The organism is Microbulbifer maximicatervae (SeqCode) (genome assembly GCF_052468295.1).
This window is the reverse complement of the sequence record NZ_CP174340.1, coordinates 3,088,561-3,109,525: the sequence shown is the minus strand read 5'-3', so window position 1 is coordinate 3,109,525 and position 20,965 is coordinate 3,088,561. Positions and strand designations below refer to the sequence as shown.

General features: G+C 50.1%; 14 protein-coding genes and 2 pseudogenes. 10 read left to right on the top strand and 6 right to left on the bottom strand.

Annotated elements, in window-relative coordinates; genetic code table 11:
• The first annotated feature begins 30 nt into the window (after positions 1–30).
• The 9 genes from ACJJIQ_RS14145 (at position 31) to ACJJIQ_RS14105 (ending at position 10,431) form a co-directional block, all read left to right on the top strand.
• Positions 31–2,205 (top strand): M28 family peptidase, encoded by a 2,175-nt coding sequence (locus ACJJIQ_RS14145; RefSeq protein ID WP_445362246.1) that lies wholly within the window; start codon positions 31–33, stop codon positions 2,203–2,205.
• Positions 2,206–2,249: 44 nt separating this feature from the next.
• Positions 2,250–2,969, top strand: a complete 720-nt coding sequence (locus tag ACJJIQ_RS14140; protein ID WP_445362245.1) for an aspartyl/asparaginyl beta-hydroxylase domain-containing protein — start codon at positions 2,250–2,252, stop codon at positions 2,967–2,969.
• A gap of 21 nt (positions 2,970–2,990) precedes the next feature.
• On the top strand, positions 2,991–3,908 hold the full coding sequence (locus ACJJIQ_RS14135; RefSeq protein ID WP_445362244.1) for a cupin-like domain-containing protein: 918 nt from the start codon (positions 2,991–2,993) through the stop codon (positions 3,906–3,908).
• 395 nt (positions 3,909–4,303) lie between these two features.
• Positions 4,304–4,501 carry an MbtH family protein gene (locus ACJJIQ_RS14130; protein WP_445362243.1) on the top strand — a complete coding sequence of 66 codons (198 nt, stop codon included), beginning with the start codon at positions 4,304–4,306 and terminating at the stop codon, positions 4,499–4,501.
• Between the two features lie 18 nt (positions 4,502–4,519).
• Entirely contained in the window at positions 4,520–5,776 is a 1,257-nt protein-coding gene (locus tag ACJJIQ_RS14125) for an efflux RND transporter periplasmic adaptor subunit (protein ID WP_445362242.1), read from the top strand.
• 11 nt (positions 5,777–5,787) lie between these two features.
• Entirely contained in the window at positions 5,788–6,456 is a 669-nt protein-coding gene (locus tag ACJJIQ_RS14120; RefSeq protein ID WP_445362241.1) for an ABC transporter ATP-binding protein, read from the top strand.
• A 43-nt stretch (positions 6,457–6,499) separates the two neighbouring features.
• Positions 6,500–7,294, top strand: a complete 795-nt coding sequence (locus tag ACJJIQ_RS14115) for a thioesterase II family protein (protein ID WP_445362240.1) — start codon at positions 6,500–6,502, stop codon at positions 7,292–7,294.
• Positions 7,295–7,341: 47 nt separating this feature from the next.
• A complete protein-coding gene (locus tag ACJJIQ_RS14110) occupies positions 7,342–8,988 on the top strand; it encodes a cyclic peptide export ABC transporter (protein WP_445362239.1) in 1,647 nt (548 codons plus the stop codon).
• Between the two features lie 33 nt (positions 8,989–9,021).
• On the top strand, positions 9,022–10,431 hold the full coding sequence (locus tag ACJJIQ_RS14105) for a hypothetical protein (RefSeq protein ID WP_445362238.1): 1,410 nt from the start codon (positions 9,022–9,024) through the stop codon (positions 10,429–10,431).
• 32 nt (positions 10,432–10,463) lie between these two features.
• Here the strand turns inward: ACJJIQ_RS14105 and ACJJIQ_RS14100 are convergent.
• Positions 10,464–11,435 (bottom strand): annotated as a pseudogene (locus ACJJIQ_RS14100) (IS30 family transposase).
• A 129-nt stretch (positions 11,436–11,564) separates the two neighbouring features.
• Positions 11,565–12,095 carry a TnsA endonuclease N-terminal domain-containing protein gene (locus ACJJIQ_RS14095; RefSeq protein ID WP_445362237.1) on the bottom strand — a complete coding sequence of 177 codons (531 nt, stop codon included), beginning with the start codon at positions 12,093–12,095 and terminating at the stop codon, positions 11,565–11,567.
• Positions 12,096–12,572: 477 nt separating this feature from the next.
• On the opposite strand from ACJJIQ_RS14095, the gene ACJJIQ_RS14090 reads away from it, so the two are divergent.
• Positions 12,573–13,295 (top strand): helix-turn-helix domain-containing protein, encoded by a 723-nt coding sequence (locus ACJJIQ_RS14090; RefSeq protein WP_445362236.1) that lies wholly within the window; start codon positions 12,573–12,575, stop codon positions 13,293–13,295.
• A gap of 213 nt (positions 13,296–13,508) precedes the next feature.
• Here ACJJIQ_RS14090 and ACJJIQ_RS14085 read toward each other — a convergent pair.
• The 4 genes and pseudogenes from ACJJIQ_RS14085 to argF all read right to left on the bottom strand — a co-directional run bounded on the left by ACJJIQ_RS14085 (position 13,509) and on the right by argF (position 20,945).
• Positions 13,509–14,463 (bottom strand): annotated as a pseudogene (locus tag ACJJIQ_RS14085) (IS5 family transposase).
• A 164-nt stretch (positions 14,464–14,627) separates the two neighbouring features.
• Positions 14,628–15,872: a ribonucleotide-diphosphate reductase subunit beta gene (locus ACJJIQ_RS14080; protein WP_108734126.1), complete on the bottom strand. Its 1,245-nt coding sequence runs from the start codon at positions 15,870–15,872 to the stop codon at positions 14,628–14,630.
• Positions 15,873–16,283: 411 nt separating this feature from the next.
• The gene (locus ACJJIQ_RS14075; protein WP_445362235.1) at positions 16,284–19,223 is read right to left on the bottom strand and encodes a ribonucleoside-diphosphate reductase subunit alpha; all 2,940 of its coding nucleotides are present in this window, start codon (positions 19,221–19,223) and stop codon (positions 16,284–16,286) included.
• An 807-nt stretch (positions 19,224–20,030) separates the two neighbouring features.
• Entirely contained in the window at positions 20,031–20,945 is a 915-nt protein-coding gene (gene argF, locus ACJJIQ_RS14070; protein WP_444941010.1) for an ornithine carbamoyltransferase, read from the bottom strand.
• Positions 20,946–20,965 lie beyond the last annotated feature (20 nt).

Genomic DNA, 20,965 nt, shown 5'->3' with positions numbered 1-20,965 from the left:
CAGGCCGGCAACCAAGTTGTGCAGTAACATATGAAACAAGTTATCCGAAATATCAGTGTGCTGGCCTTGTTCGCCGCCATAACCTTGCTGGCTTTGTTCGCCGCAGAAAAGGTGAATCACGGGGTGTTAGCAAAAACCGGCAATGAAAGTCAGTTTTCGGTTACCCGGGCCAGGGCGCTTTATGAGCAGCTGGTGGTCAAAGACGTGCCCCGGCCGACAGGCAGTGCCGCCAACCTGCAAACCGTGGACAATATTTACCGCCACCTTAAAGACCTGGGCCTGGAAGTGGTCAGGCAGGTGGAGTTTATTTGCAATCAGGATACCCTGCAATGCAGCCAGGTGGTCAATTTAATTGCCAAAAGCCGCGAATATAGCGGCACGGATTATGTGCTCGTTGCCAGCCACCATGATACGGTACCGGCCAGTGCCGGGGATGCAGATCCCGGGGCGGGTATGGCCATTGCGCTTGGGCTTGCCGAGCAAGATCTGATGGCGCAGGGGGTGATGTTGCTGTTTAGCGACGGCGAGGAAATCGGCCTGCTTGGCGCCAAGGCTTTTATCGAGCGCCATCCCTGGGCGGATTCGGTCAGTGCCGTGGTAAATCTGGAGGCCCGCGGCACTTCGGGGCCGAGCCTGATGTTTGAAACCGGCAGCAAAAATCACTCGGTGATCCGGGCATTGGCCAGTTCGATGGCCCGGCCCGTTGCCAGTTCGTTTTTCACCGGTGTCTACCAGTTTATGCCGAACCAGACAGATTTCACCCTGTTTAAGCAACATGATTATCAGGGGGCGAATTTTGCCTTTATCGGCGGTTGGGACCACTATCATACCGAAGCCGACAGCGGTGAGAATTTAAGCCTCGACAGCGTCCAGCACCAGGGAGACAATGCCGTCAGCCTGATCCGTGGGCTGTTAAACCAGGACGGCCAGCCGGCACAGGCAAACAATCTGGCGTTTACCGATATCCTGACCTTTTCCCTGGTGAGCTGGCCGGAAGAGTGGACGCCGCTGATTCTTTTTGTCTTTGTTGCCGTTTTCAGTGTGGCCATTTGGCGTCAGCAGGCGATGCAGGCGCTGGATATCGATGTCTTGATGCACCGTACCCTGGTTTGGCTCGGGGTATTGGCCCTGGCAGCGATGGCGGGCTGGTTGCTTAGTTTCTTTGCCTTATCGGAGAGCAGCAGAGGTTACCTGTTTGTTGCCAGTGCGGCCCTGGCTGTGGCTTATGTGTGCGCCCAAACCGAATCGTCGGATGGGCTCAGTACGGCGCTGGTTCCCTGGTTGGGACTCTTTTTCCTGGCCCTTATCCTGTTGCTGATCACCCCGGCGCTGACCGCACCCTTTTTGCCGCTGTTGATTTTGATCACCTGTGTGACGGCACTGACTTTGCTTTTTGCCCGCTGGCACAAACTGCTGCTGGTGCTTTTGCTGGCCACAGGCACTGCGGCCTTGATCTCGTTTGATTTACTGGCCGGCTGGCTGGAACTGGCGGTAGGGTTTCAATACCCGGCCCTGTTCCTGGTGCTCTGGACCCTGGGATGTATGCTGATCTCCGCCTGTTTCGGTGCCTATCTGCGTGATAGGGGCATAGCCAAACTGGCACTGGGCACTGCCATGCTTTGCTGTATCGCGGCCGTACTGGTGGCCGACGACAACCATGAGCACCAGTTAAATTATATTAAGCTTCAGGCACACTCGGGGGACGAGTACCTGGTGGCTTATGGCGACACCCGCGAAGTTGCTGCAAGTTCAGACCATGTGATGTTCCAAAATGAGCAGCAAGAATATTATCCCTGGGCGCCGGGTTACCGGGCGTTCGGTATGGAGCTTGGGAGCCAAGGGCAACAAGTGGCGGATATTGCTGTTGAGCGCGTGCAATCCGGGGTTTACCGGATCGCCATTCCCGAGAACATCAATGCCGACAGCCTGATGCTGATTTTACCCGGGCAGCAGCTGACGCAGATCGATGTGGCAGGTCAGTTAATCGCCACCCCCGGCAATGTCCAACCCCGGGTGCTGCATTTATACGGCTTAACGGACGGCACGAATGAGATCACCCTGAGGTACCAAGGGGACGCTCAGGGGGAGATGTACTGGGTGCAGAAAAACTGGGGATTGTCCACGGACCAGGCCTTGCCGGTGTCAAAGCGGCTAAGGTTTGGTGAAGGGGATACGACCATGCGCGTAAGGCATGTGAAATTATAAAAATCAGTTCATAGACTAGAAAAATTAAAGGAAACACCATGTTCATGGAGAGAATTATTGAGTCGATTAAGCAGGCTTATTTTAACATTATTCACAAACTGCTGCTGCGAAGCACAAGTTTGTCGGGACAGGCCTACTGGGATTCTCGGGAGCTTCCTTGGCTGGCGGAACTGGAGAAAAACCATCAGGTTTTTGCCCAGGAGCTGGCGGAGTTTAAGCGCAAGCAGGAGAAGAAAGTCGATAAAGAGGATTTGTTTCCCGGCCTGACCGACAATTTCGGCACCCAGCCATGGGAATTTTTGCACCTGATGGTATACGGCGAAAAGATAGAAGCTGTGGCCTGCCATTTTCCGCGTACCTTTGCTCTAGTCGAGCAGCTTGTCCCCAAACATGTTTCCATCATAGTGTCGACCATTCCCGGAGAAAGGGAAGACATCCCGGAACATGAAGATGAAAAAAACGGCACTTTGCGCCTGCACCTGGGATTGGATATCCCGCAAGACGGCGAAAACTTCATTTCGGTTTCCGGAGAAAAGCGCAGCTGGCAGCAGGGTAAGGCCTTTGTCGCCGACGTGACTCAGCCGCACTGGGTGAGAAAAACCTCAACACAGGCAAGAGCCATCATAATGGTGGACTTTGTCCGGCCTACTTCGCGCTTGCTGGAGTGGTTAGGCTACCACCAGTTTGTACGCATCAAGGGAGTCAGGGTTTCACAGCTGCTAAACCGTCAATATAGAAAGTTAATTACTGCCGAGGTGGTGTAGCAAGCGGAGACCGTGATCAAGATGGAAATTTTAAAGCATATTCCAAACAGGGAAACCGCTAGAGGCGTGGTGACCTATGATGCGCAAGACTTGCCTGAGACGCAATTTGTGCAGTCGCACGTTAATTTAAACAAGCCCTGTTTAATCAAGGGGGCGGTAAAAAGCTGGCGGGCGACGCAGCTCTGGCGCGATCCCGATTATCTGTCGGGATTAGTCGATAATCCTGAAGTGCGGGTTTACGGGCACTCCAATTATCTGGACTGGAAAAGTATGGCGCGCAATGAAGAGCGGGCCACATTCAGGCAGGCACTGAAAAGGATCGAGGCCAATGAAGAGGGAATAGTGAGTATACCTTCGATCTTTTGCGTGCCCGACAGCCCGTTTTATCCTTTGCGCCAGGATATCGGTGTGTTTGCCTTTTTAACGCAAAAAAAAGCCCCAGTTTTCTATCCCCAGCGTCGTTTCTTTATGTACAGCGGCGCCGGGACGGCTTGGCATTACCATCAAATTGACGAAACCCTGATGTGCCAGATAAAAGGCAGTAAACGAGTGGGCTTGCTCTCCCCCGACTGCGCCGGTTTCAAGCAGCTCAATGACGATCTGATGGCTTATAAATACCTCGACGGTCCCGGGTGTTTTGCCTCCTATAAGGATGAGATCCAGCCGTTCGAAGTTGTGGTGGAAGAAGGGGATTCCCTCTATATACCGCCCTTTTGGTGGCACGGGGTCGAGCCGGTAGATAAGGAGCTGGGCATTACCATGGCCGAATGCTGGGCTTCGCCCGAATATAAACTGGCGGACTTTAAAAAGCCGGTGTTGAAAAAGCTGTGGAAAGAAGCGTTTTCAGATTTCGGCATTGCCAAGCTGATCATGCGCCACGGTTTGCCGGCAATCATGTCGCGCTTTAAAAACAAAGAGTTAGTCCTGAAAATGGACTGATGCGGAATTTATATATGAACGATAACGTAAAATATACGGTCGACAGGGAGCTTTACTGGGGAGCCTCGCTGCTAGTTTTTATAGTGCTAACAACGAGCTGGGGTGTGTTTATAACGTAACCGGCCCGGAGAATATCAGGCCTGATGCCGTTCGGTATGACTTTTCCTTGGTGTAGGCTTTGGGTGCCACGATGTTAATCAGCAGCAGCGACAGTGTCGGCTTGTTGGGCTTCACGCTTTTTAACGGCGGTGAAGCCAGAGGCTGTTCAGCCAGGCTTATGATATCCACATGTTCCTTATAAATGTGGTGTGGGCGGGAATACTGAATCACATTGCCGGTGCAATGTATAGCTATAAGTAATTTGATTTTTATTTTATAACTTAGTTGATGTAAATATGGATTATTTTGAGAAATTTGTTGTTGTTTGTAATCATGAAATGCAGTACAGCCTGTGGCCGCAAGAAAAGGCCGTACCCCAGGGGTGGGAGAAAACCGACTTTAGCGGCACTAAGAAGGCCTGCCTGGAGTATATTGCAAAAACCTGGCGAGACATTACCCCGAAATCCTTACAAACACAGTTAGCAAGCGCCTAGTGTTACAGGAAACTTACTGTGGATAAAAAAATACGAAAAAAAAAGAGCCGCAAGCCGGTCTGGATCCTCGCGGGTGTTCTCGGCATCGGGTATGCGTTTTACATTATGCTGGAAGCCTCTGCAGATGCGGTTGAACTGGATAAAAGCAAATTGACAGTAAGTCGGGCATTTATTGGCGAGTTTAGGGACTTTGTCCCGCTGCGGGGGGTGGTGCGGCCACAGGAAACGGTTTATCTGGATGCGCTCGAAGGCGGTAATGTCAAAGAGGTCTTGGTCCAGGACGGCGCCTATGTCGAAAAAGGCCAGCCCCTGCTTGCATTTAGCAATACCCCTTTGATCTTAAATACCATGGCCAGAGATACGGCAATAGTAGAGCAGAGCAACCAGTTGCGTACCACCCAGCTGAACTTGGATCAGGAAACCCTGGCGCTGAGGGAGGCTATTCTGGATACGGATTACCGTATCACGCAACTTGAAGCTGACATCAAGCGGATTAAACCTTTGCTGAGCGACGGCAAGGTTGCCAAGTCCCACTATGAAGACGCGGTCTACGAGCTTGAATACAGTAGGGATAAGTTGGTACTGCAAAAAGAAAAACTTACCCTGCATAAAAAACTCAGTGCCATACAGGCCGAGCAAATCAGTCAGTCGATCGAACTCCTGGAACAAAACCGCCAGGAATTAAAGCAGGCCAAGGAAAGCCTGGTGGTTCGGGCGCCGGTCGGCGGCTATCTGACAGGGTTTGAGATCACGGTCGGCGAGTCTAAGGTTTCCGGCGAGCGGCTGGGGCAAATTGACGTCCTCGGCAGGCAAAGCAGTAACTATAAAATTGTCGCCGAAGTCGATGAATTCTATTTGTCAAAAGTGAAAAAGGGCCAGTCTGCTAGCGCACGCATCAACAACCAGGCATATCCTTTGATTGTTGAGAAAATCTATACCCAGGTCAGGAATAATAAATTTACCGTTGACCTTACTTTCGAACAGAGCGCACCGGAAGGGGTAAGCAACGGACAAAGTATAGCGTTGGAGCTGACCTTCCAGCAAAAAGCCGATGTCCTGCTGCTTGAGCGGGGCAGTTTCTTTGAGGATACCGGGGGTAACTGGGCATTTGTCATCGATGAGTCCGGGGAATACGCCACCAAGAAACCGCTCACCATAGGCGCAGTAAACACACAATATATAGAAGTTAAAGATGGGCTGACTACCGGCGAGCAGGTTATTATCTCTAAATATACCAATCTGTCGAACCGACAGCGTATTAACTTCAAATTATAAAGGGCAAGAATATGATTAAAATTCGTAACTTATCAAAAAGCTATTTTACGGATGAGCTGGAAACCACTCCGCTGAAAAATATTGATTTCGATATCGATAAAGGCGAGTTTGTGGCTGTGATGGGACCGTCAGGCTGTGGTAAATCAACCTTATTGAATATTGTCGGCTTACTCGATGCACCGTCTGAAGGCAGTTATGAGTTTTTAGAAAGCCAGGTGGCGGATAAATCGGAACGTCAGCTTGGCAGGATCCGCAAGCAGAACATAGGCTTCATTTTTCAGAGCTTCAACCTGATTGATGAGCTGACCGTGTATGAAAATGTTGAACTGCCGCTGTTATACCAGGACACAAGCGCATCACAAAGACGTGAAAAGATCCATGCTCTGCTGGATAAAATGGGGATATTACACCGGGAAAATCACTACCCGAAGCAGCTCTCCGGCGGCCAGCAACAGCGCGTTGCCGTTTGTCGGGCGCTGATCACTGAGCCGTCGCTTATTCTGGCTGATGAGGCTACCGGTAACCTGGACTCAAGCAGCGGTGAAGAAGTGATGAAAACCCTGGTGGAATTAAACAAACAGGGCTGTACCATCATGATGGTGACGCACTCGGATGAACATGCCTGTTATGCTGGCAGGATTGTCAGAATGCTAGACGGAAAATTTGTCTGCGAAGCCTAGCAGCAAAGTAAAATTACCTAACAGCAAGTGAGATCAGGGCGCTATGAATATAATTAACGCACTTTCCCCTTGGCTGATTAATATCAACGGCATCAGGGAAGACAAGCCTATTATCGTGATGTTTGCCTATGCAGGCGCCGGGGCTTCTGTTTTCTACAGCTTTAGCAAGGCGCTTGAAGGTTTTTCCGTTTTAATTGTGCAGTTGCCAGGCAGGGGGCAGCGCATGGAGGAGCCGCTGGCGGAAGATCTTGGTCTGTGTGCAGGCATTATCCTCAATGAATTGCTCCGCCATGTGCCCGAGCATGCCCGCTTGGTGTTTTTTGGCCACAGCATGGGGGCGCTGATGGCCTATGAAGTAGCACGCCAATACCAATTACGTGTCGTAAAGCCAATACAGATCGAGCGCCTGATTTTATCGGGTAGGGACATTCCCACCCGTAAATCCATTCGCGTTGATGCGCATACCCTGCCGAGTCCGCAATTTTGGCAGGAGGTCAGGGAAATGGGCGGTATGTCGGAGGAAATACTGGCGGTACCCGAGTTGCTTGAGTTGGTTGAGCCAGTATTAAGAGCCGATTTCAAAATGAACAATGGTTATGCCTGGCCGCAAAGCGAGCCGCTGCCGATCCCGATAACGGTTTTAACCGGTACCGAAGACAAGCTCTGTAATGTTGACAAGCTACATGACTGGCAAGCGTTTACTTGTGATGATTTTGAGCTGATGGAATATGACGGCGGACACTTCTTTATCAACGAACATAAGAAAAAGATAGTGTCTGTGATCGAACGCTTGTGCCTTGCATCTGATATCAGCTACGACAGCCCGCGTTTTGCCTAATCTGGAGTCTTTGCCTGTTACTATTATACGGGAAGGATCATAAATAAATGAAATTATTGGACTATATTCCTAGGCATACCTTTGTTGTCACCTTGCTATTTGTAGTTTTTATCAGCCTTTTCCCTGCCATCATCAGTGTTAAGCTGTTAGCTGAAATAGGTGGTGCGATTAGTCGGGTGGGTACGTCAGAGCCTGTTATGCCTATGGGGGCTGCCTATTACATCGGCTTGGTGCTGATGATGATCATACTGGCGGTTATTTCCCGATTTTTTATGAGCCGTTTCAAGGAAGAGATGCTGCTGAAAATCCGTGAGCAAACTGCTAGCAAAGTGTTCGGCAGTACGCTGCAGAATATAGAAAAAATCGGTGCTGCACAGTTATATAACCTGCTTACGGAAGATGTTGGTCATGTGAGCTCTTTGCTGGCGACGCTGCCTTATTTAATCTTTAATTCCCTCTTGATTATCATCGGCTTTTTCTATATTGCCCATATGTCATGGGGTATGTTTTTTATGGTATTGTTTTTAACCTGTGCCGCGGCGGCCATTGCCGGTATCATGCAAAGCGGTATACAGAAAAAAACATTTGAAGAGCGGGGGCTTAAAGATAACCTGTACCAGCTGTATGAATCTATTATCTACGGTAAAAAGGAACTGAGCTTAAGTCATAGTAGAACCCGGTACATTTCCAAGTCGAAACTTGCGCCGTTATTGCAGCAGATGCAGGAAAAAGTCATAGATCAGGACCTGCGCTGGTCCGGGGTCATCACCTTTACCGATTCAATGATCCTGTTGATCATCTTAAGTTTGCTGTTTTTGGTGGAGCAGGTTACGGCTGAGGTCTTGTCGATAACAGTTTTGATTATCTTTTATTTGAAGGGGCCGGTCTCGACCATAATGTCGAGTATGCCGACGATATTACATGCCCGGGTTTCACTAGCGCGGTTATCTGTTCTGTCCCAATTTTCCGATAGGCCGTTTTCTGCTAGACCAAACTCGCTGTATGTTGTGGATGAATTAAACTATCAAAACATACATTTTAGTTATTTGGATGAGGCGCAGAGACCGGCCTTTCAGCTTGGTCCTTTGAACATAGTTTTCCGTAAAGGGGAGGTGACTATGCTCAACGGCGGCAACGGCAGTGGTAAGTCGACATTGTGTAAGATTATTTCCGGCCTGTATCCGCATCATGATGGCGCGATTTATGTGAACGGCGAAATAAGCTCTGAACCTGAAAAATTACGTTCGCTGTTTTCCTGCCAGATGTTCGATTATTACTTGTTTGACGACCTGCCGGGGGGGCAGGAAGCACTTTCAGACGAACAGCTGGCTTTTGTCTATGCCTATCTTAAAGAGCTGAAGCTTGAGCATATTGTTGACTTAAAGGGCAATACCTGGAGCACCACCAATTTGTCGTCGGGACAAAAGAGAAGGTTGGCCCTGGTCGCTACCCTGTTTGAGAGCAAGCCTATCATTTTGTTCGATGAGTGGGCCGCAGATCAAGACCCCTATTTCAGGCACTTTTTCTACAATGTCCTGTTACCCCGTTTAGCCAGCCAGAACAAGATAGTGATAGTGGTCAGCCACGACGAACACTATTTCAGTCATGCAGATAAAATATATACCTTGCGCGAAGGACAACTGGTTGCAGAAGAAACAGGCAGGGCGGCCGAATTAATCGCTGCAAACGAGTAGCAGTTAAGTTTTGCACTGACAGATGGAAATATCATGATAAATAAGGAAGAGTTAGAGAAAATTATCGGGGTTTCTTATAAGCCGCTGGGCGAAGTCGCTCAGCGCTTTATTAACTACGCCGTTGAAAACAAATCTCTGCATGTGCACGAGGATTATAGAAAAAGGGCGGACTTGCCCGCCATGATCCAAAACTTTCGTTATGCTGTCCAGTCCTGGCCCTTTTTTGTCAGCACGGAATACATGAAAGAGGTTGAACAGCCGGCGACGGTTTTTCCCGCCTTATTAACCAAGATCCCAGAGTTATTTTTCGATAATGACTCGAACGCACTGTGTGATTTTTTTGATATCGAAGACCGTACTTTGGTGAACATGCTGCTCAATCATAAGTGGAGCAACGAAAGCATTATTTCCAGGGGAGACTTTATCAATACCGAGGACGGTTTAAAATGCCTTGAGCAAAATATGGGCTCCAATATCGGTGGTTGGGAGCTTGAACCCATTACCAAATCCTACATGGAAAGAAACGCGCTGAAGTCGTTTTTAAACGACAACCAGGTAAAAATCACCGGGATAAACATAGTACACCGCTGGTTCAATTACGCCGTGAGCTTGCTGAAAAAGCACCCCGAACTCTACGGGGACGGTCCGTTAAACCTGTTTATATGCTCTACCTCAGAATATCGCCGCGATGGTATGCAGGAACATTTTGAAGGGGTTTTTGCCCAAGTATTACAAGAGCACGGCATGACAGGTAGCTTAGTATTAAGTACCTTCGACCAGCTGAAAGTTGTTAACCGGGACGTGCATTACGGGGACCTGAGGGTCCACGCTACCCTTAACCCTTTGGATATGAAAGTGCCGCTTGAATTGCTGCGTGCTTATATGTCCAGCCGGGTGTATTTCGTTGATAATATGTTAAGTTTTATCTACGGAGATAAGCGTGCCCTGGCCTTACTGTCAGCCAATGCCGATAACGCGGAGTTATTTTCTGCCAAAGAGCAAGAGGTCATCAATAAGCACCTACCATGGACTCGTGATCTGAGAGATACTCAGGTTGTTTATCAGGGAGAGGAGTGGAACATACGCGAGTTGGCCATTGCCCAACAAGCTCAGTTTGTATTAAAACACGCTAAAGGCACGCAGGGACGGGATCTTTATATCGGTTGTAAAACCACTAAAGAAAAGTGGCAAAGCGTGGTAAATCAGACGAAAGAGGATGCGACCTGGGTATTACAGCAATACTATAAATCTAACTCTTATCTTGCCCAAAGCGGGGTTGATGCAAAAGGCTTTGGGGTCCATCACTTCATATGGGGAACCTTCTGTTTTGGCGAAGAGCTTGGCAGGATATGGATGCGTTTACTGGCGGTTGAACATGAAAAGGGAGTTATAAACAACTGCCAGGGCGCCCAGCAAACTCAGGTGTTTGTTGCCGATATTTAAAACCTGCATTCAACTCTGAAGTGCATCACCCTTTAGGCTGCTGCGGCAGCCGTATATTCTCCCATGACTTGTTTCGGGGTTTTATAGTCCAACATCTTTCTCGGACGATTATTTAAACGCTCAATAGCTGCTTCGACACCTGCTTGGTCCACAAGCTTGAAATCAGTTTGTTTCGGAAAGTACTGACGCAGTAGGCCATTAGTGTTCTCATTTAGGCCCCTCTCCCAAGATGAATACGGATGCGCAAAATAGACCGTCGCATCTAGAGACTCACCAATCTTCTCGTGCAGAGCAAAATCTTTGCCGTTATCGACGGTAATCGTGTGTACGAAATCTCTGTATGGCTCAAGTAATACAATGGTAGCTTGAGCAACCAACTCTGCTGTCTTGCCTTCAACCTGCTGAGAGAGGATAAATTTGCTCTTACGATCTACAATAGTGACCAGAGCACCGCTATGGCCTTTACCTATAACGGTATCAATTTCCCAGTCTCCAATGCGAGATTTATCGTCAACAACCTGTGGGCGTTCTTCGATACTGATGGCGTTCTTGATGTGTCCTCAAGTTGACTTTCCATTGGCCCGTTTTTTGTAGGGCCTATCCCTACGCCGTAAATTCTCGTAAAGGGTCCCGCCACGCTGCTTATCAGCCCAGATATACAAGTAGATAGTTTCATAGCTAATGGACTGGCCTTCTTCCCGGTCTAGCCAGCCGGAAATTTGTTCTGGGCTCCACTGTAGCTTCAGTTTGCTCTCTATCAGAGCAATCGCCTTAGATAGCATTTTTGTTGGCCTTCCTGCCTGCCTACGCCGCTCTTCAGCCATCTGCTGAGCTTGCTTATAGCGGTAGCCTCTTCCGCCTCGATTACGAGCGAGCTCTCTGCTGATCGTAGGCTGGCTAATACCAATCTCCCTGGCAATTGCCCTCTGACTCCAATCACTTTTCTTTAGCGCCCAAATCTGGCATCGTTGCTCTTCGGTCAGCTGTCGGTAACGTCTTGTCATCACTTAATCTCTTGGCGGAGAAGAAGCGGCAGATGTTACCTTCAGCTGACCGTTCTTTTCCAGATGATTAACTGATGCACTTCAGAGTTGAATGCAGGGCCTCTTTTTCAATGTGTAGTCCGGGCATATCTACCTCCCGACTTTAATGTCAGTAAAGACATGCTGCTCTCTCAAAGGTTGGCTCCAGTCAATATTGAGATGACCGTCAAGAGCTAGGCAAGCGAGTACGCTGCGTGCTTGGGGATAGGGTGCGGTTAGTTTGAATAGATCTCCAAATGTCATTTGACCCAGACTAAAAATCCACCGCCAAACCGTAGAAGTTAGCAATGTCGGAGCTTTGCCATGTGATAGGCTTAATAGCCACTGAGCGTTTAAAAGTCTTTGTCCTCTAATATTTTTCTCGGTTAGTAAAATATAATCCATACCTTGTTGCTCTGCGAAGAACTCCAATGCTTCACAACGTTGGCGAAAAAGAGGATTACGAGTGTTCTTTTCATACTTGATATCTACAAGGATTTTTTTAGTCAGCAAAGTGATTTCAAAATCTGGATAAACGATGCGACTCTTTCCAGCATAGAGCAAGCGAACTGCATATGGCTGAGAGCGGTAGGTCTGAATTTCGTGGTAGCTCTCAAAGGTGGTACATGCTTGCTTTTCCAAAGTAGATTCAAATGGAATCATTGCCTAGTTTAAGCGACTAGCAAATAATCCCACGTGGTGATTACGATCTCCTTTTCGGATAACTTTGCGAGCTGTCACTTGCCGTAGATATGTGACAGGTATTAACTGACAAAGCTCTGGCCTTTGCGTGAGGAGTTGCTCAATAGCCTCCTTGAGTGCTGCCATGCTTCTATCTCTGCAGGACATGGGCGAGAGGGAATTTACTGGCTCTCTTATTTGATCTAATGTTTGTTGGCTGTCGGACATTTCGTATTTCCTTTCCAATAAGCCGCCCCTTGGGCGAAAACAGAGTTACTCAGATATTTTCCTGAGCCCAAATCTTTTGGAGATGCAGTTATTTGCGGTCTCGTGGGAATGGTAATGAGGTGTAATTTACTGTCCCAACAAACTGGGACAAAAATTGGGAGGTATGCCAGAATTAGTAGGGTTTACAAGGACTTATGAGGAGCCATTCGAATGAATCACCAGTTAACGAAAACAGAGAAATCTCTTATGGTGAAATTTGGTGAAATTTTGCGGATGGTGCGTAAACCGGATGAGGCTGAGTATCGTAATTTAGCAGCACGTGATTATTGGGAAAAATTAACTCAAGAGTCACTTCCTCCAGGTAAGCAGAGTTCAAAACCTGAAGCTTTTCAGACATTCGAAGAATTGCTCGTCTTGCCGCAAAATTTTAGGGATTATCAGCGGCATGCAAGGCGTCTAGGGTTAAAAATGATGTCCATTCGAGAAGTTGCCGATCAGCTGGGTATTAGTAAAAACACTCTCCATGACTATGAGAAGGGTAATCGATACCCCCCGGCAGAGTTTCTATTCGAGTATTGCTCGCTATTAGAACTAAGTCCGGAGTTCTTGATGAACTATTGGATCAGGTGCCATCCAAATTCCAAGGTTCGAGAGAATAAAAGGTTGCTAAGAGTTCAAGGGTATTTCGGGGGGATGTCCGAAGATATCAACTCTCCTGAAAGAAGAGCTGCGATTGATTTCTTTAGTGGGGCTATTCGGTATGCAATATATCTGACAAATGCTAATTTCATTTTAGGAGAAAAAGCGAATGAGGTTGCCTACTGTTCAGCATTAGTTGTCGAAAGAACTTTTTCTAAAGGGTTAGCTTTAGATCCTAAATCGATTAAGCCTGATAAGGCTTATTACGAGGAACAACTAAAGCATTTTGAATAGGGTTATAGGGACGATGATCTCTAATGTAGATTAGTTTAGATCAAATCTATCACTTCCAATTAGGGACCCTCTGATCAACGAAGCATTTTTCTAGAATTAAGCTGAACTGCTTGAAAAATTCACTTTATTACGCTCAAGCGCGTAATTTTCGCGTAATAGCCCGCTAATTTTTCATCTGAAACCCTAAATAGGCGGGTTTCAGGCGAACCACCCCTAGGTGGCCAAATATTTTCTCCCTATTAGTAAGTTGGTAAAGCCTGCTAGCAAGCACAGCCGCTCAGTATTTTTTAACAGTCCCCGATAGCGGACCTTGTCATAACCAAATACCCGTTTAATGTAGCGAAAGGGGTGCTCAACCTTCGCTCTTATCTGCGCCTTGATCTTTTCCGCCTTACGGAGTGCATCACGCCCAGGAAGAGTTTTCAGCTTGCTCGGCTTCATTGCTATGTACCAATCCACCTCCCGCTCCTTCAACTCTTCTCGCTTCTCCGCACCAATGTACCCAGAGTCACCCCAGACTCTTCCTTCCTCCCTCCCCATGGAGGACTCGCTCTGTGGCTGTGACATCATGCGAATTCGCTGCTGTTGTATCTACGCTATGTATTACTCCGAGCACATCATCAACCCCGATATGCATCTTCATTCCAAAGTGCCACTGATTGCCTTTCTTTGTTTGATGCATTTCTGGATCACGTTCTTTCTTTTTATTCTTAGTTGAAGTTGGCGCAGAGATAATAGTGGCATCTACAATCGTGCCTTCACGCAGTACCATGCCATTCTCAGCAAGATGCTTGTTGATTTCATCAAAAAGCGCTGCACCAATCTGATTGAGCTCCAATAAGTGGCGAAAGTTAAGAATCGTTGTTTCATCGGGAATTGGGCCGCTCAAAGTCAATCCAGCAAAACTACGCATGGATTCAATTTCATACAGTGCATCCTCCATAGCGGGATCACTGAGATTATAAAATAGCTGCATGCAATGAATACGGAGCATGACACTTAATGGATATGGCTGTCGGCCACGTTTGCCTTGTGGATAGCAAGGAGTGATCTGAGCCTCTAGTCGCTGCCATGGGATGAGGGCTTCCATTTGAGAAAGAAACTTCTCTCGGCGAGTTATACGGCGCTTTAGCTTATATTCTGCTTCGGCAAAGGTGACTTGGTGCATAATCTATCGTAGTCTTGACGGATAACTGAATACTACCAAACTGGCTCGGAATTATTCAGAGGTTCCTTAGGTATAAAAAAAACGGGCATTAAGCCCGTTTCAATACTTCTCTTCCTGTGAGCGACTACTTTTTCCTTTTTAGTAATTCGCTGACTGGGAGGCGCTTACCACTGTAGTGCGCCGCCAGTTTGATACTCAATAACGCGAGTTTCAAAGAAGTTTTTCTCTTTGCGCAGGTCCATAATTTCAGACATCCACGGGAATGGGTTCTGAGCGCCAGGGAACTGCTCTTTCAGGCCCAGCTGGCTAAGGCGGCGGTTGGCGATAAACTGGAGGTACTCCTCCATCATATTCGCATTCATGCCGAGTACGCCGCGGGGCATAGTGTCGCGGGCATAAGCTACTTCAAGCTCCATACCCTCGAGAATCATCTGGGTGACTTCCTGCTGGAATTCTGCTGTCCACAGGTGTGGGTTTTCCAGCTTAATCTGGTTGATGACGTCGATGCCGAAGTTCAGGTGCATAGACTCGTCGCGCAGGATGTACTGGAACTGCTCGGCAACACCGGTCATTTTGTTGCGGCGACCCATGGACAGAATCTGGCTGAAGCCACAATAGAAGAAGATACCTTCAGTGACAGCGTAGAAGGCGATCAGGTTGCGCAGCAGCTCCTGGTCGGATTCAACGGTGCCGGTTTTGAAGTTGGGATCACCGATGGCCTGGGTGTGGGACAGGCTCCAGGCCGCTTTTTTGGCAACCGCTGGCACTTCGCGGTACATATTGAAGACTTCACCTTCGTCCATACCTAGGGACTCTACACAGTACTGGTAGGCGTGGGTGTGAATGGCTTCTTCAAAAGACTGACGCAGCAGGTACTGGCGGCACTCAGGGTTGGTGATATGGCGGTAGATCGCCAATACCAGGTTGTTAGCAACCAGGGAGTCTGCGGTGGAGAAATAGCCCAGGGAGTATTCCACGATGCGACGCTCGTCCTCGGTTAGACCGTTGGGGTCTTTCCACATGGACACGTCTTTGTTCATGTTGATTTCCTGGGGCATCCAGTGGTTGGCGCAGCCGTCCAGGTATTTTTGCCAGGCCCAGTCGTATTTAAAGGGAACCAACTGATTGAGGTCAGCGCGGCAATTAATAATGCGCTTTTCATCTACCTGGATGCGGGCCGCACCCATTTCCAGTTCTTCCAGGCCGGGAGCCGGGTCCATATTAGCAACTGCGGCACGTGCGGCATCAACGGCAGTGGAGCCGCTTTGGGCCGCAGGCGACGCCGGAGCGGCTGTGTAGGAAGCGCTGGGCTCCTGCACGGATTTTGCCTGGGCCTCCGGCGTCGGTCGCGGTTCGGTTGCTTTTTCAGGTTGTTGGGGCTTGGTGTCGATGTCGTCCCAGCTCAGCATAGTTGGCCCTTTTGATCGGTCTCACTATCGAAAGTTCGATAAAAAATTCTTAAATCTTCCTGGTGTATTACTCACTAATTGTGTGCAACCAGGGATGACATACCGGTGATATTTTTTGCCGGTAATAATTTATTACAGGCTCGTATTTTTAACTCGCCTGGGCACAGAAAATCCTGTGCCAGATCAATTTTTGCTGCGCTTTTGTGCATTTATTTGCACTGAATTTTCGCTGGCAATTGCACTGGGTTTTCTCGGGAAAATAAGCCGCAGCCGATCCCCGGTCCCTATGGTATTACCCACTATTAAAATAATGGGTGGACCGGGGTCGCTGCGCATGGTCATGCCCGCACTTGCGGTTACGACGCTCTCCCCCGAGAGTCAGTGCAGCCCCTATAAAAAGGGGCTTAAAATTTACTGGCAGGCCTCGCAATCCGGGTCGTCCAGTGAGCAGGCCTGAGGCACTGCGGCCGGTGCGGGTGCAGCTTGCTCGGCAGGTGCTGCCGCAGCCATTCCGTTGCTACCGCCGTGTGCACTTACCGCGTTCAGGGTGCCGCTATTTACCGTAGATTTCTCTGTGGTAGTGGCAGCCAGTGCGCGCAGGTAGTAAGTGGTTTTTAGGCCGCGGAACCAAGCCATGCGATAGGTCAGGTCCAGCTTCTTGCCGTCGGCGCCGGCGATGTACAGGTTCAGGGACTGGGCCTGGTCGATCCACTTCTGGCGACGGCTGGCAGCGTCCACGATCCAGCGCGGCTCCACTTCAAACGCGGTGCGGTATTTTGCTTTCAGGTCTTCCGGTACGCGATCGATTTTCTGTACAGAACCTTCATAGTATTTCAGGTCGTTAACCATGACCTGATCCCACAGGCCGCGATCTTTCAGATCGTGTACCAGGTAGGGGTTTACTACGGTGAATTCGCCGGACAGGTTCGATTTCACATACAGGTTTTGGTAGGTCGGTTCGATCGACTGGGAAACTCCGGTGATATTGGCAATGGTCGCAGTAGGAGCGATCGCCATCACGTTGGAGTTGCGCATACCTTGGGCTTTTACTTTCTCGCGCAGGCCATCCCAGTCCAGAGTGGAGCTGGTGTCCTGTTCGATAAACTGCTGGCCGCGCTGTTCAGCCAGGATCTGTATGGAATCCAGCGGCAGAACACCTTTGCTCCACAGGGAGCCTTCGTAGGTCTGGTACTTGCCGCGCTCGGCAGCCAGGTCGCTGGAAGCGGAGATGGCTTCGAAGCTGATCGCTTCCATGGTGTTGTCGGCAAAGGCGACGGCTTCGTCGCTGGCGTAGGCGATACCGGCCTTGTACAGCGCATCCTGGAAGCCCATTAGGCCCATGCCCACAGGGCGGTGACGCATGTTGGACTGACGTGCACTTTCAACTGCGTAGTAGTTGATGTCGATAACGTTATCGAGCATACGCACCGCAGTTTTTACGGTATTGGCCAGCTTGGTGCGGTCGAGTTCACCATTCTCACCAATGTGTTGAGCCAGGTTCACGGAGCCCAGGTTACACACGGCGATTTCGTCGTCGGCCTTGGTGTTGAGAGTGATCTCGGTGCACAGGTTGGAGCTGTGAACCACACCGGCGTGTTGCTGAGGACTGCGCAGGTTGCAGCTGTCTTTAAAGGTGATCCAGGGGTGGCCGGTTTCGAACAGCATGCCCAGCATCTTGCGCCAAAGGTCTAGTGCGCGGATCTTCTTGAACAGACGCAGCTTGCCTTCGGCAGCCAGTTGCTCGTAGTGGTTGTAGCGCTCTTCGAATGCGGTGCCGAACAGGTCGTGCAGGTCCGGGCAATCGGCCGGGGAGAACAGGGTCCACTCTTTGTCTTCGAACACGCGCTTCATAAACAGGTCGGGGACCCAGTTGGCGGTGTTCATATCGTGGGTGCGGCGGCGGTCGTCACCAGTGTTTTTGCGCAGCTCGAGGAATTCCTCGATATCCAGGTGCCAGGTTTCCAGGTAGGCACAGACAGCGCCTTTGCGCTTACCGCCCTGGTTGACGGCTACTGCGGTGTCATTGGCCACTTTCAGGAAGGGCACAACACCTTGGGACTTGCCGTTGGTGCCTTTGATATAGGAACCCAGGGAGCGCACCGGCGTCCAGTCATTGCCGAGACCGCCTGCCCACTTGGACAGCATGGCGTTATCGCGGATCGCGCCGTAAATGCCGTGCAGGTCGTCCGGTACCGTGGTCAGGTAGCAGGAGGACAGCTGCGGGCGCAGGGTGCCGGCGTTGAACAGGGTCGGGGTAGAACTCATGTAGTCGAAAGAGCTCAACAGGTTGTAGAACTCTACCGCGCGCTCGTTTTTGTTCTCTTCATTAATGCTGAGGCCCATGGCGACACGCATAAAGAAGATCTGCGGCAGCTCGAAACGAATATCGTCGCTGTGCAGGAAGTAGCGGTCGTACAGAGTCTGCAGGCCCAGATAAGTGAACTGGTGATCGCGCTCGCCTTTTAGAGCTTCGCCGAGTTTTTCCAGGTCGAAGGTGGCCAGTGCCGGGTCCAGCAGGTCCAGCTCGATACCCTTTTTCACGTAAGTGGGCAGGGTAGAGGCGTACAGCTTTTCCATCTCGTGCTGGGTGGCGCGCTCGGCAACACCGAGGAAGCGCAGAGCTTCGGAGCGCAGCTTGTCCAGCAGCAGGCTGGCGGTGGCGAAGGTGTAATTGGGCTCCTGCTCAACCAAGGTGCGCGCAGTGATTACCAGCGCGGTATTGATATCGTTTTCGGAAACACCGTCGTACAGGTTTTTCAGGGCTTCGTTAAGAATTGCCGCGCTGTCGACATCTTTGAGGCCTTCACAGGCTTCTTTGACAACGGTGCGCAGGCGTTCCATATCCAGGGGTGCAAGGCTGTCATCGTCCTGCTTTACACGGATGCTGGGGTGGGCATCGACAGCTTGCTCGGCAATTTGAGCGGTTTTTTCTTTCTCTGCGCGCAGGCGGGCGTGTTCTTCACGGTAGAGTACGTAGTCGCGGGCAACCTTTTGTTCACCGGCGCGCATCAGGGCCAGCTCTACCTGGTCCTGGATCTCTTCAATGTGGATAGTGCCGCCAGAGGGCATGCGGCGTTTGAAAGTGGCACTGATCTGGCCGACCAGTTCTTCAACTTGCTCGTGGACACGGCTGGAAGCAGCGGCGGTGCCGCCTTCAACAGCGAGGAAGGCTTTAGTTACGGCGACGGCGATTTTGCTGTCGTCGTAGGGTACAACGGTGCCATTGCGCTTGATTACGCGGATCTGGCCCGGTGCAGTAGCGGCCAGAGTCGTGCCGCCAGTCGCCTGGTCGCTGGAGGTGCCTGATTTTTCCGCAGGCACGGCTTGAGAGCGCCCTGTCTCTGTGTGCATGTAAATCTCCGAAAGGTTTGTTCTGTTGTCTGTCCGCGTGCGTTCAAAAGAACGGCGGCCACATGACTGTGTGGCATGGCGGAGCGTGTCCTTCGCTTTGCCAGTGTTTATCCACAGCTGTGGACACTGGAAACAGGCGGCTTGTCACCGGCTATCTGAAAAGGTTTGCCAGCTGCTGCCTGTGGCGGAAATTCCATTCCGCCCGCTTACCTCTGATTCTGCTTTGAAAAAAGCAGCGCCTGACGCCCACCGCCAAAAAGTGTGGTGGTGCGCCGGAATTTGCCCCACATAATGGGGGTGCTCTTGAGCCTCTACCCCAATATATAGGGGGTCGGCCTCGAGTGCGCTACAAGATAATGCGGTAGGCGGGTCAGTTCAAGGCGAATAACTATGTAGTTGTTTGTGGATAAATTGTGGGTAGAGGTGCTGAGTCAGTAGCCACTTTCGCGGCAGAGCCCGCCAGCCCTGGGCTGCAAAGGAGTGGGTGCCGGGAAAGAACGCTGGGTACAGTGTCTTACAATTTTTTTTAATAGCTAGAGCGCTGTAAATTAACAACGGCAATAACCATTTGCAAATGGCTGCTCTTTGAGCAAAGTGGTACTCAATTGCTCAATTTACTGACGCTTATTTAATTCTGACATCTTGGCTGGCTGTAAATTAGTCGTTGGCGCCGATTGCTAAATTTAGCGATCTCTTGGATTTTTTGTCGCCAATCGCATCTTTTATACGTTATCGGGAGGAGAGGCGCAGGGGAGTGAGTACAGGTAGCAGGGTACAACCGCAGGAGTGGCTGTACCCTTTCAGGGTTTATCGACTGTGGTCTTGGAGGAATTCCATCAGGGCTTTTTGCGCGTGAAGGCGGTTTTCAGCCTCATCCCATACCACCGAGATGTTGCCATCCTCTAAAAGTTCGGCACTCACCTCCTCTCCACGGTGGGCGGGCAAGCAGTGCATAAAGATGGCATCGCTATTGGCGTGGCTCATCAGCTCATGGTCCACGAGGAAGCTCTCGAAGGCTTTCAGGCGGATCTGTTGTTCAGTTTCCTGTCCCATGGAAGCCCACACATCGGTGGCCACCCAATCGGCCCCTTTAACAGCCTCCACCGGATCGTGTACTACGGTGACCCGATCACTTGCCGAAGCGAGGATATTGGCGTTGGGCTCGTAGCCGGGCGGGCAGGCTATACGCAGCTCAAAATTGCACAGGCGGGCAGCATTAATATAGGAGTGGCACATATTGTTGCCATCGCCGACCCAGGCGACCACCTTGCCCTCAGGGCTGCCGCGGTGCTCCACAAAGGTTTGGATATCTGCGAGCAGCTGGCAGGGGTGGTAGCTGTCGGAGAGGGCATTAATCACCGGTACCTTTGAATATTCTGAGAAGCGCTCCAGTACCTGGTGGCCAAAGGTGCGAATCATCACCATATCCACCATGCTGGAAATTACTCGGGCGCTGTCTTCAACGGGCTCCCCGCGGCCTAACTGAGTATCGCGGGGAGATAGGAAGAGGGCGCTGCCGCCCATCTGTGCCATGCCGGCCTCAAACGAAACGCGGGTGCGAGTAGAGGATTTTTCAAAAATCATCCCCAGCACTTTGCCGCGAAAAAGGTCGGTATTTATTCCTTGAGCGCGCAGTGTTTTGAGTTCGATTGCGCGTTCAATAATTTGCTTGAGCTCTTCCGAAGACAAGTCTGTCAGGGTGAGAAAATGTCTGATCGCCATAAGCTGTTCTCCTTTTTTTG